The following is a 16,107-nucleotide window of genomic DNA, read 5'->3' as shown; positions in this document are numbered from 1 at the left end:
AGAAAATGTTTCGCGTCGTGATTTTATTATTGTTTACCAACTTGTTTTTCTATTTGCATTTATCAGGAAACATTTCGAAGTATATTAATATGAAGTATTCCTTTCTTTCCTACAGTATGATTTATGCCCTATTCTTCCTGACTATTGTAGAAGGAATCAGATGGTACCTTAAAGAGAAAAAATCAGAGATAGAATTGGAATGTCATGAATGCCATCACGATCATTCACATGACCATAAAAAGCTTTCTTTTGGAAAAAAGCTAAAAAGAACGGTTTCGTATACGATGATTGTTCTTCCCGCTTTGACAGGTGTGTTTTTGCCGGTAGCGACCCTAGATTCACAATTAGTTAATGCCAAAGGATTTAGTTTTCCTACTTTAGAGGACGGGGCCGACCGTTATGGCATGCATCAAATATTAAATCCCGACATGAGTAAATTTATGGGCCAGGATGCGTTTACGGATTTAGTCAAAAAGGAATTCAAATCGTATAAAGGAAATGACCATATTACCTTAACAGATGAGGACTATTTAAAAGGTCTGGAAGTCATCTACAACTTTTCCGGGGAATTTGTTGGTAAAACCATGACGATGAAGGGTTTTTCATATAACGGTCCTGGGTTAAACGGCAACCAAATCTTTTTATTCCGATTTGGGATTATTCACTGTATTGCTGACTCTGGTGTGTTCGGAATGATGATTCAATTTCCTGAAAATGTCCACATCCCAAATGATCAGTGGTACGAAGTAACGGGAACGATGGACACGATGTATTATCAACCTTTTAAAATGAAAATCCCTATTTTAAAAGTGACGGATTATAAAATCATCGAGCAGCCGAAAGATGCTTATGTTTATAGGAATAGTTTTTAAAATAAAAAAGAAAGCTCCAAGCACTTTAAAAAGTCCTTGGAGCTTTCTTTTTCGAGTGGCTTCTGCGCCTCTAATCAGAAATGCCAGACTGGAAAAACGTCTTTTTTCTATCGTAGCGTTCTAAGGCAACCAAAAATAACCTTCTTTTCAACAATTCTTTTTCTAACAATTTATAATTTTTGTCGGCCATTTTTAGTAAAGCTGTTATGTACCTCTCTATAATATTTTCATCACTAAGTTCCACCACATCCATTTCAAGTTCGTTGTCATAAGCAAGTGTAGTCAAATGAAATCCCCCAAAATATCTACTATTTTAGGCAGCTCAGCCATCCTAGTTTCATCCAACCCTTAGACCTGTAGCTTTGCGTCCCAACCTTTCGATTGGTTTGCCTTTATCTAAATAAACTAATTATTTATATTATATTACAATTTTTTCAAATATTACATAAAAATATTTTTTATGGTAAACATAAACTAAGAAAAGTGACAATTATAAATTTGATTCCATTGTTAACATCCCTGCCAGCTTTCTTGTTGGCAGGGATGTTAAATAAAAACTTTTAATTTTTTAAGCGTCCTGTTTGGGTTTGAATTGATTATGTTATGAAAAAAATAATCAAATTGAATTCAATTCCCAAGATTTAATTTCTTACCACTTTTTCATTCTTTTTGCCTTCATCTATTGGCCCAGGTGCAATACTTTGGTCATTGGCTGTCAAATCAATGCCATAATCTTTAGCAAACACCATATGAGTTTCCACTAGTACGTCCTTTGAGTTTTCGTCTAAATTGAAAACCCTGGCACCGCGCAATCTGTTTCGATCAGCCCCCGAAAGGCCGTATGCACCAAAACCAGTGCTGCCGGAATAGCCGAGCAGGATTCCATAATAGTTACCCATATAAGTATTTACGTGGTCATGTCCGCAGAAGACCCCCTTGACATCTCCTCTTTCCAGCATAGCTGAAAACATTCCGCTGTTGATTGGCCCTGGGCATTCCTCTTCATTTCTTTCTCCAACAATATTATGTTTGTTTACAGCATTTGCGTGATCAGCTTCTGTTCTTCCGTCCACACTTCCGAACCACATAAATCTATGTTCCCAAAGCGGGATATGAATAAATACAAGCGATGGAACCTTATGCCCCCACTGCTGCTCAAGTTTTTTCGATGTCTCATAATACCAGCTTACCTGGTTCATACGAAGCCAGTCCCATGTCGGGTATCCTTTGAAATCTTGTCCCGCAATCGTTTGAGGGGCATATCTTCCACTGTCAAGCAACCAAAGGTTGAATGCCGAATCTGTACCTTTTGCATTTTTGATAAGAAGATTCATGTTTCCAGTACCCGTTATGTCTTTTACCCCAGGTGTGTTCATATTGTATCGGTAAGACATATAAATGCCCAGCATGTCCTCCTCATTTAGGCCGCTTTTTGGAGTGGAATCCTCATCATGATTTCCGTATGTAATGGCCCACTTAATCCCTCTTTGCTCCATCGGCTGCGCCACATTGTTTATGGCTTGTTTCATTTCGGTAGGAGTGTCACAGCCACCAGTGATGTTGTCTCCGTTTAGGACCACAAAATCCGGTTTCTCTGTATCGAGGACTTTTTCCATCAGCTGTATGGTACGGCGGTCAATATTTTCATCATCCTGTGTATCATTAAACTGCACGATCTTGAATTTGCCGTCTGGATTAAATTGAAGCTTCATATCATTATTTAATTCGGCATATGCTGTCCCAGAAAACAAATCTTTTGGAAGGCCAGCTGCTCCCAATGTTAAGGCAAGTGTACCTATTCCCCCTATTTTGATAAATTTTCTTCTGTCCATCTCTTTTTGTGAATCTAGATTACTCATAACAAAACCTCCACTAGTTTTTTAAGTTCACAGTTTAAAAAATATATCTATTAATAACATAGCAAGGAGATTTTAATTCTCTGTATAGGTTATGTAAATTATTGATTATAAATTGGTAAAGAATGCAAGACAAAGATAATCCAGCTAATGATTTGAAAATTCCATTAAAAAGAATCGTAAAAAATCACACCAAAATTCAGGTGCTTATAGAAAAACAGAGTAGCCACTTAAAGGACCACCCTGTTTTCATTTGATTATTTTAAGGTCAATTTACAATGGTTTAAATGAATATATGTCCTTCCTGTTTTGATTTAGCCTCCTAAAAATCTGCAATATATCTATCTAGTTTTTATAGCATTAAATGCATCCTTCAAGGCATTGGCTGCCTGGTTGATGGCGTTATGTGCTTCCGTCAGCACTCCCGGCATCCAGAAGAAACCGTGAATCATTCCGTCATAGCGTGTCGCTTCCACCGGTACGCCTGCTGCTTTCAGACGTTCCGCATATGCTTCCCCTTCATCGCGCAACGGATCAAAGCCTGCCGTAATCACCAGCGCAGGCGGAAGTCCGCTTAAATCCTCTGCCAATAATGGGGATGCATACGGATTTTGGCCATCCTCGTCATTTCGAAGATAATGATTCCAGAACCAGACCATCGTATTCTTGGTTAAGAAATAACCTTCTGCATTATCACTATATGAGTCCGTGTCATAAGCGTGATTTGTGACAGGATAAATGAGCATTTGATAGGCAAACGAAGGGCCTCCCTGTTCACGAGCCATTAAGGCCACAACTGCTGCAAGGTTTCCGCCAGCACTATCACCTCCTACTGCAATACGCTCAGGGTCTACTTGGATGGATGCAGCATTTTCCGATAACCACTTTGCTGCGGCATACGAATCCTCAGCGGCAGTCGGGAATTTGTGCTCAGGGGCCAATCGGTAATCGACAGATACGACGACGCAGCCTGCTCTGTTTGCCAACATACGGCAAGGCACGTCAACCGTATCCAGGTTGCCGATAACCCAGCCCCCTCCATGGTAGTAAACCAATGCTGGGAATGGTCCTTCACCCTCCGGCGTGTAAATACGAACAGGGATTTCTCCACCCGGAACCGGAATGGTGCTGTTTTCTACTTTGGCTACCTCTTCAGGCGCGCCCGCTAATAGACTAAAATCACCCATCCTGGCTAGTTCAGGGGTAAGCTGCTCCATAGGCGGAGCACCGGCGGACTCTAATTGTTTTAAAATAAACCATGCTTGAGGATCAATATTTGACACGAAAAATCCCTCCTTCACTTTGCTATCATCTTGGTTATCATGTGCTAGCAGAGAGGCAAACCCTTCATAGCCCCTTGCTGCAATATCATCACAAATTAATCGATATAGCCCAACTCCTCCGGCAAAGGCAAGGAATCCGCGCGGCTTACCGTCGATATTCGCACCCATGTACCAGGAATCTGTTTTAGTTAGCAGAGACATGTCGGCAATAGCGCGGCATTGATGGCTCCAAAATGCTTCCGCCTCTTCAGTGGCCTCAAATGCTTCCAAATGATGCTCACGAAGATAATCAATGCAATCGGCAACCCAATCCACATGCTGCTCAATCGAAACCATCATGTTGCTTAGTACCGATGGGCTTTGCGGACCTGTCAGCATAAACATGTTCGGGAATCCGGAAGTGGCTAGTCCAAGATAGGTCTTCAACTCGGCGCCGTCTGCCCACTTATCCTTGAGCGAGACATCGTTTTTTCCACGAATATCAATTTTAAATAAAGGTCCTGTCATGGCATCAAAACCAGTCGCAAACACAAGGACATCTAGTTCATACTCGTTGTCTGTCGTCTTGATTCCATCAGGTGTAATTTCCATAATTGGCGCTGTCTTAATATCGACAAGTGAGACATTTTCTCGGTTGTAGGTTTCAAAATAGTTGGTATCTATGATAGGTCGTTTAGTAGCGTAGTAGTAGGTCGGCATTAACTTTTGTGCTACTTCGGGGTCATGAACAATTTGCTTAATCTTGGAGCGGATAAAGGATGCGGCGGTTTCATTCGACTCTGGCACCATGGCTATATCATTGTAGTTGTAGGTAAGTGAAAATAGTCCGCCCTCTTGCCAGGCTTTTTCATATAAACGTTCCCGTTCTTCTGGGCTATCCTCGAGAGCAGACCGCATCCGAGGTCCATATGGTACACCGTGCTGCGAGTATCGCATTTGCTGTTTAGTCTCATCATAATTTTCCCAAGTCTTGCGGATTTCTTCTGCCTCAAGTGGATGATTTTGCGCTGGACAGCTATACTGCGGTGTCCGTTGAAAAACAGTGAGGTGTCCCGCCTCTTTTGCTATAACCGGGATTGCTTGAATGCCACTTGAACCAGTTCCGATCACCCCGACACGCTTGCCGCTAAAGTCCACCTTCTTATGCGGCCATCTTCCCGTGTGGTACATCTCTCCTTTGAAGCTGTCCAAACCCTTAATTTTCGGGATGTTAGAAGAAGAAAGACAGCCTAATGCGGTGATAAAGTATTCAGCTGCGACTAAAGTGCCATCTTCCATGCGAATCTCCCAGTTACGCGATTCTTCATTGTAGCGGGCGGCTGTAATCCTTGTGTTGAACTGAATGTCGCGCCTTAGGTCCAGTTTATCTGCCACAAAATTTATGTAGCTTAAGATTTCCGGCTGCTCGGCATATCTGGATGACCACGTCCACTCGTCCAAAATCTCCTTTGAAAAAGTATAATTGTAGTAAATACTTTCGATGTCACATCGCGCACCCGGGTAACGATTCCAATACCAGGTGCCCCCAACATCATCCGCTGCCTCATAAACGCGAACCGAATACCCGGCCTCCCGCAGCCGATGAAGCATATACAACCCAGAAAACCCAGCCCCAACCACCACAGCATCAAACACCTGACAACTTTGTTGATTCAATGCCATTTGCAAATTCCTCCTTTGGGAAATGGGGACGATTCTCATGCTTTACTATGTATTTTCCCATGACCACCTGAATAAAACGGCATGATGCAACAGAACGTCCCCGCGCCATCTGTAAGCGCTATCAAATATATTCTTTCTGGATGATTAAAAGTCCTTTTAACAGAATAAATTTTTTGGGGATAGGTTCATGGGGTGGTCCATAAATTAAATATTTTTAAAATTTTAACCTAAAGACAGTAAAAAAAACGCTATAATTATAACAACATTCATATTTATCACTATTTAATTAGGATTCTTTCTCTATAAAAATAGAATAATACATTAATAGGAGGAGATTACCTTGCTTTGCGCGTCGGTAAACGGAGTCAATCTCTACTATGATCGATTAGGCAGCGGCGATCCGCTAGTACTCATTCATGGGTTGGGGGAACGAAAAGAAGGATGGAGATTTCAACATGAGCTGGCAGAACATTTCGATTTAATTACCCCTGATTTACGGGGCTTTGGAAAAACCAGGTGTTCAGAAAGTCAAGAAATAACCATCAACGCGTTTGCCAGAGACATTGTTGAGTTATTGGATCAATTAGGCTTGAAAGAAGCGCATATCCTTGGCTTTTCAATGGGCGGAATGGTTGCTCAGGAAATTTATAAGATACGTCCGGAAAAAATAAAATCTCTCATCCTTGCAAACACTCTTTTTTATGTGCCGAAGTGGTTAAAAAAACTATTGCTGCGGACAAACAAAAAATTTACAAGTAACTTGACGATTGAAAAATTCCACACAGGAGCGACTTCGAGATGTTTGCATGATAAAAACGAAGAGAACGTTCAAAAAGTCATGCCTATCTGGTCCGAACATCTTGACGGATTGCTTCCTGGAGTAAGCGAATGTTTGGAAATTGATTATCGGCAAACATTGAAAAAAATGAACGTTCCCACTTTAATCATTTCCTGTCAGAATGATAGAATCTGTCCCCCCTTCAATCAAAAAAGAATGCATAAATTAATAGCAAACTCCAAGTTTTATATGATCAAAAAAGCTGGCCATGTGGGGAAAATTGAAAAAACTGATGAATTCAACCATGTGGTATTACACTTTTTAACATCTGTTTCTGCCTGAAGGAATAAATGGATGTGGCCAATCTGCTATAGAAAAAAATCAAAATCAAATTTGAAAGACCGAACATGCAGCCACAATGTCCGGTCTGATTTCATCTTAGTGGTTAACTTAAAAGCATCGCACCAAGAATGATGCACGAGAACCGTCCCCATGCATCACCCTTTTAAATACTTGTCCAAATTCCCACGCTTTTTATTTCTTTATATTCAGGTTCCCACATGGCTTCGGTAACTGCTTGCTCCACATTCTGAATGTCTGCCCTCGCTATTCCTTCGTTTATGGCCGCTTTGGCTACTTCAACGGCCACGTATTCTGATACTTCGTGCAGTTTTTCAACGGATGGCAGGAGCGACGCACCTGGTTTACTAGTGTCTGTCATTTCGGCAACGGCATTCGCTGCGGCTGCGAACATTCCTTTTGAGATGATTTCAGCTTTTGACACAATAGCTCCAAGGCCAAGCCCTGGGAATACAAATGCATTGTTTGCCTGCCCGATTTCGTAGGAAACTCCATTGTATTCTACATGATCAAATGGGCTGCCAGTTGCAATTAATGCCTTGCCATCAGTCCATTTGATCAGGTTTTCTGGGACTGCTTCCGCCAGTGCAGTCGGGTTGGACATTGGGATGATAATCGGCCGTTCAACATGTTTGGCCATTTCTTTTACAATTTCTTCAGTAAATGCGCCCGCTTGTCCGGAAGTACCGATCAAGATGGTTGGTTTTACCCTCCCGACTACTTCGATTAATGAAATGATGCCGTCCTCATTCCGATCCCAGTCCTTCACTTCTTCCGCTTTCCGCAAATATGGTTTCTGGAAATTCAAGACGTCCCCAGATTCGTCAGTCAACAACCCACGGTAATCAATTGCCCAGAAACGATCATAGGCCTCTTCCCTCGTTAATCCTTCAAGAATCATAGCATCTACCAGTTGATCAGCGTTTCCAATGCCGGCCGACCCTGGTCCAAAGATTACAATCCGCTGATCCTTCAGGGATGTGCCGGTAACTTTCAAGGCAGACATAATTGCAGCAAGGGTAACGGCACCTGTTCCCTGGATGTCATCGTTGAAGGTAAGGATTTTGTCACCATATTTGGCCATGATGTTGCGTGCGTTCACATTTCCAAGATCCTCCCAGTGAAGAAGCACCTCAGGAAAAAACTTTGTGGCAGTCTGGATGAATATATCAATGAAATCCTCATAACGTTTTCCTCTAACACGCGCAAATTTGTTACCGATATAGATTGGATCAGAAATCAACGTCTGGTTGTTTGTACCAACATCTAGGACAACTGGCAGAACGCGGCTTGGATCAATACCAGCAGCTGCTGTATAGACCGCAAGTTTACCGATTGCGATATTAATGCCGCCTACCCCTTGGTCCCCTATCCCTAGAATGCTTTCCGAGTCAGTAACTACAATTAAATCAATCCCATTTCTAGGAAGATCGAGATTATGAAAGGCTGTTTCAATGCCGTCTGGGTCATCAATCGAAAGATACAAACCACCCGGTCGACGGTAAGTATGGGAGTATGTCTCTATCGCTTCACCCACAGTCGGAGTGTAGATAATCGGAAGCATTTCTGCTAAATGCTCCTTCAAAAGACGGTAAAACAAAACAACATTGCGGTTATACAAATCATAAAGCACGCCGTTTTTGAACAAATTGGTGGTCCGCATCGAATATTGCTCATAGACCTTTTTCACCTGTTCCTCAAGCGTGAGCACCCGAGGCGGCAGCAAACCATCGAGTCCAAGATCCTCCCTCTCTTCTTTCGTAAAAGCCGTTCCTTTATTCAAAAAAGGATTAGAAAGAACTTCTTTACCTCTAAGCGATGTAATAATCACATTTTCCGGAACATTCATGAATTCTCCCCCTTTCTTTTTACTCATAATAATTATCTTTGTTCTTTTTCGATAAGTTGATGCATGGGGACGGTTCTCGTGCATCATTTACGATTGAAAATGATGCAAAAGAACCGTCCCCATGCCTCATTTCACCAAAAATTTGGAATTTTTCCCAATTTTATTGTGTTTCCAAGTTTAGTATAATGGTAATACACCAAGATTTACCTTAGGTCAAAAAAAATAGGCTTAAGGAGAGTGAGAAACAAGTGTTGGATGACATTATTTTCTCTTTAGTAATTGGTGGGACAGTCGGAATTCTTGGACATGTTCGGAAGCATGGCAAAATTGTCATGCCGCGCCGAACAAAAAAATTTCTTTATCTCGGGTTTCTTGAGGAAATGCTTCTAGGTGCCATTGCTGCGCTCCTTCTCGTTTTTTATACCGCTCCTAATTCCTTTATAGAAAATATCTTCTTCTCGCTAATTGCCGGAATTTCAGGTGATGCAGCTCTTACAAGTTATAAAATTATCAGACAGCACAATGAGGAGAAAGCAAAGTCCAACAATCAATAACCGAAAAAGATTAGTTTCAACCCCACAGCATCAGTCTTAACTGATGCTGTTTTTTGTAATTCAATCCATTATAAACACTGGCTTTATCTAAAATTAAAATGAGTAATTTTGTAATGAATTGCTCAAGGGAGACAAAAACTAACCAAAAAATATCTCAGTTAAAGGAGTTTGGACATGCAATTAAAAGCACCCGAACCTTTTACATTTGAAGGCGGCGACCGCGCAGTGTTGCTTCTTCATGGTTTTACCGGCAACACAGCAGATGTACGTATGTTAGGCCGTTTTTTAGAAGAAAAAGGCTACTCCTCCCATGCACCCCTATATAAAGGACATGGCAGCGCCCCGCCCGAAGAGCTTATGAACTCCACTCCGGAAGATTGGTGGAAAAGTGTATTGGAGGGTTACCAGCTATTAAAGAAAAAAGGTTACGAAAAAATCGCAGTAATTGGAATCTCCCTTGGGGGAGTTTTTTCCTTAAAGCTGGCAACCGAGGTTCCATTGGCAGGAGTTGTCCCAATGTGTGCACCGATGGGATTTAAAAATAAAGAAACGCTGCCAAAAATGGTACGGGCCTATGCCAAACAGTACAAGGAGTTAGAAGGAAAAACGGAAGAACAAATCACAAGTGATTTGAGTGCATTTCAGGATAACAGTATGCCAGCGGTCGAAGGTTTAAAGAGGCTAGTGTCGGATGTTTCCACTCAGTTACATAAAATAACAGTTCCAACCTGCATCGTTCAAGGACGACTTGATGATGTTATTGATATGGAAAGCCCGCAAATCATATATAACGGAATTAAAACTGCCAATAAAGAAATCAAGTGGTACGAGAACTCAGGTCATATTATTACCCTCGAGGACGAACGAAATCGTGTGGAGGAAGATGTTTTTCAATTTTTGGACCAACTAAATTGGGAAAATGTTGAACAAACAATACCCCCTCTTCAGGAAACTAAAAGCACCGCAGATATGGTGGTAATTTTTAAAAGGTGCCGGGCACTACTCTAAAATGGGTGGTGCCCGGCACTTTTTTGCTTTAATAAAGGAAAATGGATTGGGTTTAAAGAAATTGTAGGAAGGACTATTTTTGCAGGGAGGACTGTAGATGAAAATCGCAATTTTGTCAGATATTCATGAAGGCTTGAATCGAAAACGGACTCAGAATGAAATTATGGCGGTGTTAAATAAATGGATGGAAACCAATCGGCCCGATGTGTTTATGATCAGCGGTGATATGACAGCGGGTCCGGATAAAAGCCTTGCTCTTTTGAATAAGCTACAAAATGATTTTGCCAAGACAAAGATCCTATTTGTGCACGGCAACCATGATGTCTATTATGAAGATTCTAAGGTCGCTAATGAAAAATTGCTTCAGTTCCCCGGGAATCTTGGAAATGGCCCGGTTGAATTAAATGAGGACTGGGTCGTAATTGGTGATGGCGGTTGGTATGATTATAGTTTTCAAATCGAAGGTTACACGGAAGAACAATTTAGGATCGGCACGTTCAACGACTTTACATGGCCGGATAAGCAATATGCCCATTGGCCGGGTTCGGATGGCGAAGAAACGGACCGTTACGTTGAAAAGCTCGAGAACTGGTTAAAGGAGTATCACGGTAAAAATATCATCATGGTTACACATGTCGTTCCCTTTAAAAAATATTTACAATTAAAGGGCGATCCATCTTGGGATTTTTTCAATGCCATGATGGGCAGCGAACGTTTTGGTGAATTGGCATTGAAATATGGCGTAAAAAAGTATATTTTCGGTCATATCCATACCAGATACCATGAGCACTATAACGGAATCGAAATCATCTGCAACCCATTAGGATACTATCCACATGAATGGCATCACCAAACAGCGGAAGAAGAGATTTTTTCTGCGATTAAAGTTATTGAGATTTGATGTCCCCTTTAGGTAGAAAAAACGGCTTATATTAATTATCGATTCGGCCCTTATCCACCGGCCTTTTAAATTTGTAATCTGTCCTAAAAAAACTATAAATAGGCCCTGAGGACTTTGAATGCACAACGGTTGTTGCGGACGCGGGATTTTCAATATTTAAGGAGATCGTGACATGATCATCGTTTGGGTAATTAGGATCATATATATTAATGGACAGATCGTTCTTATTCAAGTGATATCCGTATGCAAGAACTTGATGATTTTTTCCAAACTGAAAAGGATTGAGGGATTTTACTCTTACTAAACCAAGCGGCGATAGCTTTCCATGATCAAGATCATTTTTAATTCGTGGCCATTCATTTATTATCATTCTCCAGGACCTTCCGTGCGGTGCAGCCCCTATTTTACTAGCCATTGTTTCATCGTCCGGTAGTACAGGATTCATCAAATACAAATATTTAATAAAACCTAAGGGCAAATTTAAACTATTAATTTGCCGGTTAACGATAAAGTCAAATAACGGACCAGCGGAAGGGGCTGCCTGATTTGACGGGAGTGGCATGTTTGCTTCAAAGTAGTCCATGACTGCAAAAACCATTCCGCCGCAAAGGCCGTAAGATGCATTACCTATTGTAATCTGCCGACCCATGATATCAAATTTCTTTAATGGAACATGTGGAAAGCTGTTTCCGAATTTAAATCCAGCTGTGCTTGGTCGAAACTCTGATAAGTTTGGCATCATGACTTCCCCCTATTGCATGTAAATAAATAAAAACATATAGCCGAATCGTTTACAAAATTATGCATTTCTCCTAATCCCATAAATATTTATTAAGAAAGAGCATTTCTAGAAAGGAGTGAGGGAAAATGATTATTTTTGAGCGGGAAGACAGCTTTATTATGATAAAACAGGATGACCATGCCAGGATATCAGGCATATTTGTACAGTCCTGGAAAAATGATTATTTTTACGGAATGGAATTGAAAGATGAAGTGGTTCTAGCAATTAGTGAACACGATCGTGGCTGGATTGAAGCTGATGAATGGCCTTTATGGAATAACGAAAAAGACAAACCATACTCATTTATCGATCACCCCATGAAGTTAAAGACTGCTATTTATAAAAAAGGAATTGATGAAGTAGAATGTATGAGCAAGTATGCCAGTCTTCTTTGTAGTTTGCATTTTGTTTCATTTCTGCAGAACGAGGTAGATCCACTTGCTAAGGAATTTGTTGCCGATGAACGAAAGAGGCTCCACTACCTATTTGATAATTTGGGAATCAAGGGAAATATAGACATGGAAAACCTGTTCATGTATCACCTCAAGATTCTTAAGTTTTGTGATAACCTCTCCCTCTATATCTGCCTGAACGAACCTGGGGTAGAAAAAGCAGATGAGCACCCCTTTTTCCGAAACGGATTTCCGGAAGCGTTTCCATTCGCAAATAACCAGCCCATCCACGCACATTGGACTGATCTGGAAACAGTTGAACTTTCACATTCTCCCCTCTCCAAGCAATTACAGGTTTATTTACCTTTTAAAGAAGTTAACAAAGAAGAAATAATGATAAAGGGTTTGTTGAAAGCCTATGCTGATACACCAGAAACCATTAGAAAAGTTACGTTCTGATGCATAGGGACGGTTCTCATGCCTCATTTGCGCTAGAATGTGAGGCAAAAGAACCGTCCCCATGTTTCATCCGGATGGTGAGGAAAGCAACCTTTTTTCAGAAAAAGATTTTAGCTTTCTTTAACAATTTTGTCTTTTTGAGGACTTCCAAATGAAATAGTAAAAGTGGTGCCTTGGTTCAAGTTACTATTCACATGAATGGATCCCTTATGGTTTTGAATGATCTTATAGCTCACCATTAGCCCTAAGCCATTCCCATCTTGCTTTGTCGTAAAAAAAGGCTCCCCGAGTTTTTTAATCTGTTCTGTCTCCATTCCTATACCTTCATCCTTTATGGTGATTACTATATTTTGCGTTGACCTTTCAAGCAAAATATATATCTTACCTCCTGAAGGCATAGCCTCGATAGAATTCTTTAGTAAATTTAAAAACACTTGTTTTAATTGATTTCTTTCGCCAGAAATGATGACATCCTCTGTGGGAAGTTCGTATTCAATCTCCACATTTTTAAGATTTGCCTCCGGTTCAAGAAATTTAATCACACTGGTTAAAATACTATTAATATTACATTCATTATATTGAACCTGGTGTGGCTTAGCAAAAATCATCAATTCACTAACAATGTAATTAATACGATCAATTTCATCAATAATGGTGTCCGTATAGTAGTAAGGTTCTATTCCATTTTGATTCATTAGTTGTACAAATCCCCTAATGGTTGTTAACGGATTTCGAATTTCGTGGGCTATGCCAGCAGCCAATTCTCCAATCATCGAAAGTTTCTCGGTATTGCGTAGCGTTTCTTCTGAATTCCTTTTTTCAGTAATATCATATTGAATGGAGATATGTTTATAACGCTCTCCATTTGAATCAACAAACGGAATGATCGTTGTATCTAGCCAATATTTTGTCCCATCCTTCGCTTGATTAAGAATTTCGCCCTTCCATACCTTGCCGCTTTGAATGGTCTCCCATATCTCATTGAAGAAATCTGGAGGATGAAAGTTAGAAGAGAATATATCGTGTGTTTTCCCTATTAATTCTTCTTTAGTATATTGATATAAATTACAAAATTTATCATTTGCGTATAAGATATTATCTTCTTGGTCGGATATAGCAAATATGGTCGCTTCATTTAAGGCTCGCTCTAAATCTGCATGCTCTCGAAGTGTCATTTTTAAATCCTCTTTCGACTCATCCAAGGCTATTTTAATGACTGACATCTCCTCAGAGTAAATATTCAAAAGAGTTTTGGAAATTAGCTGGTATAAATATTCAATTATTTTCATCACTTCAAAGTAGTTTTTTATCGGAATCCTCTCTTGAAGTAATTCTTGTTCTAGCAAATCGATAATTGAACAACGAGTTAAGTACAAGAAATGGATCGATTGATCCAAAGAAGCTCTAGATTTTATTAATTGAAGACCAAAGACTTCCACAAATTTAACTAAGTTCATTTTATGTTCTTCTGTCTGGCTAATTAAGAACTCCCCTATATGAATGAATAAGTCTTCTGCTGAATGCCTCGGAAATACCAATTCCTCATATATAGGGTTGAAGAATTCATCTTTTCCAATAGGTGAATCGGTTCTTTGAAAAATATCCACACTCAATTCCTTTATCTTTGAACCAATATACTCGTAATGTTTGCTCATCTTATCCCTCATAAAAAAATAGTATTTATTACCTAATATTAGACAAGATTTTACTAAATTCCTCTTTTTCGAAAAAATTTCGACGGGTGATGGCATTGCTTTTTTAATTTGTGTTTGGTTTATTTTCTTATAATGTTATGACTTTTTGGAAAAATAACATTGAGGTGATGGAAATGGATCTAAATAGGGTCAAGGAAATATTGGCAGCAGAAAATGAAATAGCAGTTCAGTACCATGGTATTCCAGTTTGGATTGAAAGCATTGAAGACACTTCGAGTATGGCGTTAGTCACTCAAAGAGGGACACATGATGAAAAGCGGCTTGTTTCAATTGATGGTTTGGCGGAAAAATAAAAAGACTGATAAGGAAAAGGCTGAATCGTAATGGCGATACAGCCTTTTTATTAGAGGACGGTTTAACTACTTTCGCAGGCCCACGAATTTTTCATGCTCTTCTTTTACAAGAAGAATGAATTGCTCCCGTTCTGAATCCATACTTGTAATCTTTTTAACATTTGTTTCGTTACTTAAAAAGCGCTTTACTTTTCGGTTGTTATAAATAATATATTGGAATCGATAATCTTTCTCTAGCTCTGAAAACCAAGCCTCGTCTTTTAACCGGATGATGTTCTTTTCAAACTTAGCGGTAGGATTGGGGATTAAATGTTCAATAATTTCGCCTGCAATATCTATTAGAAAGTCAATAACGAGAATAACTCACACCCCCATAGATGTTAAAATGGACCTAGATGACATACAAAAAATTAATCTTCCCAATAAAATAAGGCATCGAAAATCTTATACGGTGGATCGCCTAGGAGCGTAGGGATATCCGCTTCAAAAGGCAGCGGTTGGCTAACATAATTACTGTCTAGATCCTTGAAATGGTACCTTGCTAACACACCCCTGATTCCTGCTGCCATCTCTTCCCAGTCTCCTGATGGTAATACATCGACATTTTGACTTGGCAGGAAATCACTGCTTCCTCCTTTGTCGTGTTTAGTAACTCTCCCCTTCCCAATTACAGCAACTGGAGTAAGGCGGCATATATAAATTCTAATTCCATCAATCTCTAATACACCATTTCGTTCTTCAGAAGAGCTTCCATCTTTTTTATAGCAAAAAACCTCTACATAGGAAGCATATCCGCTCCCATAGTGTTCAAATTCAGCTTTATAATCAAGATTTTTGATTGCTGCCAACGATCCAACAACTTTTGAGATATATTCGTCCGCAGCATCATCATCGTATTCTTTGAGGTTATAAGGATAGAAATCGCCTACTGGCTTTGTTTCAATGATTCTTTTTAACTCTTCATTTGAAAAATACACAGTATCCCCTCCGAATAACCCGACTACTTCCATCCTTCAATATTTTACCATACAAACCAAAAGACCGTACATGCAGCAACATGTCGGTCTAATATTAGGCAGACTCCCTAAAGGACCTTAAAATGATGCATGAGAACCGTCCGAGACCACTGAGAAATATAACTTATTTCTGTTTATCATAGACAAAATCGCCTTTGTGTATGGTAAAAACAGTCTTATAAAAGATTCATAAATCGAAATTGTAGGGTAGCAATGGCAAAAATGGTTTTATAAAAGGTTTATAAGACCGTTATTGTTATGAGTAATGGTGAAAATGGTCTTATAAGAGGTTCATAGGACCGTTATTGCTATGGAGCAATGGTGAAAA

Annotated in this window: 13 protein-coding genes, 2 pseudogenes and 1 riboswitch; of the genes and pseudogenes, 7 read left to right on the top strand and 8 right to left on the bottom strand. The window is 39.9% G+C overall.

What is annotated here, in order from left to right; translation table 11 throughout:
* Positions 1-5 precede the first annotated feature (5 nt).
* The gene (locus KHB02_RS03445; protein ID WP_213145993.1) at positions 6-872 is read left to right on the top strand and encodes a TIGR03943 family putative permease subunit; all 867 of its coding nucleotides are present in this window, start codon (positions 6-8) and stop codon (positions 870-872) included.
* Between the two features lie 70 nt (positions 873-942).
* Here the strand turns inward: KHB02_RS03445 and KHB02_RS03440 are convergent, their stop codons facing one another.
* From KHB02_RS03440 to KHB02_RS29985, 4 genes and pseudogenes are all read right to left on the bottom strand, one after another.
* The gene (locus tag KHB02_RS03440) at positions 943-1,158 is read right to left on the bottom strand and encodes a hypothetical protein (protein WP_213145992.1); all 216 of its coding nucleotides are present in this window, start codon (positions 1,156-1,158) and stop codon (positions 943-945) included.
* Positions 1,159-1,185: 27 nt separating this feature from the next.
* Positions 1,186-1,273: riboswitch (cyclic di-GMP riboswitch) on the bottom strand.
* Positions 1,274-1,513: 240 nt separating this feature from the next.
* Complete coding sequence (locus KHB02_RS03435; RefSeq protein WP_213145991.1) at positions 1,514-2,731, bottom strand: metallophosphoesterase family protein; 1,218 nt, start codon at positions 2,729-2,731, stop codon at positions 1,514-1,516.
* 338 nt (positions 2,732-3,069) lie between these two features.
* On the bottom strand, positions 3,070-3,945 hold the full coding sequence (locus KHB02_RS29990) for an alpha/beta hydrolase (protein ID WP_213146076.1): 876 nt from the start codon (positions 3,943-3,945) through the stop codon (positions 3,070-3,072).
* Positions 3,946-5,037: 1,092 nt separating this feature from the next.
* A pseudogene (locus KHB02_RS29985) lies at positions 5,038-5,673 on the bottom strand (flavin-containing monooxygenase); the annotation flags it as partial.
* A 340-nt stretch (positions 5,674-6,013) separates the two neighbouring features.
* Between KHB02_RS29985 and KHB02_RS03425 the strand changes: the two are divergent.
* Positions 6,014-6,793 carry an alpha/beta fold hydrolase gene (locus KHB02_RS03425; RefSeq protein ID WP_213145990.1) on the top strand — a complete coding sequence of 260 codons (780 nt, stop codon included), beginning with the start codon at positions 6,014-6,016 and terminating at the stop codon, positions 6,791-6,793.
* 163 nt (positions 6,794-6,956) lie between these two features.
* Here the strand turns inward: KHB02_RS03425 and KHB02_RS03420 are convergent, their stop codons facing one another.
* Positions 6,957-8,660, bottom strand: a complete 1,704-nt coding sequence (locus KHB02_RS03420) for an NAD-dependent malic enzyme (protein WP_213145989.1) — start codon at positions 8,658-8,660, stop codon at positions 6,957-6,959.
* 248 nt (positions 8,661-8,908) lie between these two features.
* On the opposite strand from KHB02_RS03420, the gene KHB02_RS03415 reads away from it, so the two are divergent.
* The 3 genes and pseudogenes from KHB02_RS03415 to KHB02_RS03405 all read left to right on the top strand — a co-directional run bounded on the left by KHB02_RS03415 (position 8,909) and on the right by KHB02_RS03405 (position 11,123).
* The gene (locus KHB02_RS03415; protein ID WP_213145988.1) at positions 8,909-9,214 is read left to right on the top strand and encodes a DUF4257 domain-containing protein; all 306 of its coding nucleotides are present in this window, start codon (positions 8,909-8,911) and stop codon (positions 9,212-9,214) included.
* A 174-nt stretch (positions 9,215-9,388) separates the two neighbouring features.
* Positions 9,389-10,129, top strand: a pseudogene (locus KHB02_RS03410) (alpha/beta hydrolase); the annotation flags it as partial.
* A gap of 190 nt (positions 10,130-10,319) precedes the next feature.
* Positions 10,320-11,123: a metallophosphoesterase gene (locus KHB02_RS03405; RefSeq protein WP_213145986.1), complete on the top strand. Its 804-nt coding sequence runs from the start codon at positions 10,320-10,322 to the stop codon at positions 11,121-11,123.
* A 31-nt stretch (positions 11,124-11,154) separates the two neighbouring features.
* On the opposite strand, the gene KHB02_RS03400 is transcribed toward KHB02_RS03405, so the two are convergent.
* Positions 11,155-11,865, bottom strand: coding sequence for a hypothetical protein (locus KHB02_RS03400; protein WP_213145985.1), 711 nt, complete (start codon positions 11,863-11,865; stop codon positions 11,155-11,157).
* A gap of 125 nt (positions 11,866-11,990) precedes the next feature.
* Between KHB02_RS03400 and KHB02_RS03395 the strand changes: the two genes are divergently transcribed.
* Complete coding sequence (locus KHB02_RS03395) at positions 11,991-12,755, top strand: DUF3891 family protein (protein WP_213145984.1); 765 nt, start codon at positions 11,991-11,993, stop codon at positions 12,753-12,755.
* A 110-nt stretch (positions 12,756-12,865) separates the two neighbouring features.
* On the opposite strand, the gene KHB02_RS03390 is transcribed toward KHB02_RS03395, so the two are convergent.
* Positions 12,866-14,410 carry an ATP-binding protein gene (locus KHB02_RS03390; RefSeq protein ID WP_213145983.1) on the bottom strand — a complete coding sequence of 515 codons (1,545 nt, stop codon included), beginning with the start codon at positions 14,408-14,410 and terminating at the stop codon, positions 12,866-12,868.
* Between the two features lie 173 nt (positions 14,411-14,583).
* Here KHB02_RS03390 and KHB02_RS03385 point away from each other — a divergent pair, with 173 nt between their 5' ends.
* On the top strand, positions 14,584-14,763 hold the full coding sequence (locus KHB02_RS03385; protein WP_213146075.1) for a small, acid-soluble spore protein, H family: 180 nt from the start codon (positions 14,584-14,586) through the stop codon (positions 14,761-14,763).
* Between the two features lie 410 nt (positions 14,764-15,173).
* Here KHB02_RS03385 and KHB02_RS03380 read toward each other — a convergent pair whose 3' ends face one another.
* Positions 15,174-15,740, bottom strand: a complete 567-nt coding sequence (locus KHB02_RS03380; protein WP_213145982.1) for a hypothetical protein — start codon at positions 15,738-15,740, stop codon at positions 15,174-15,176.
* Positions 15,741-16,107 lie beyond the last annotated feature (367 nt).

This window comes from Neobacillus citreus (assembly GCF_018343545.2).
Lineage (GTDB): Bacteria > Bacillota > Bacilli > Bacillales > Cytobacillaceae > Neobacillus > Neobacillus citreus.
The sequence above is the reverse complement of the archived record's forward strand: the minus strand, read 5'-3'. Positions and strand labels throughout refer to the sequence as shown.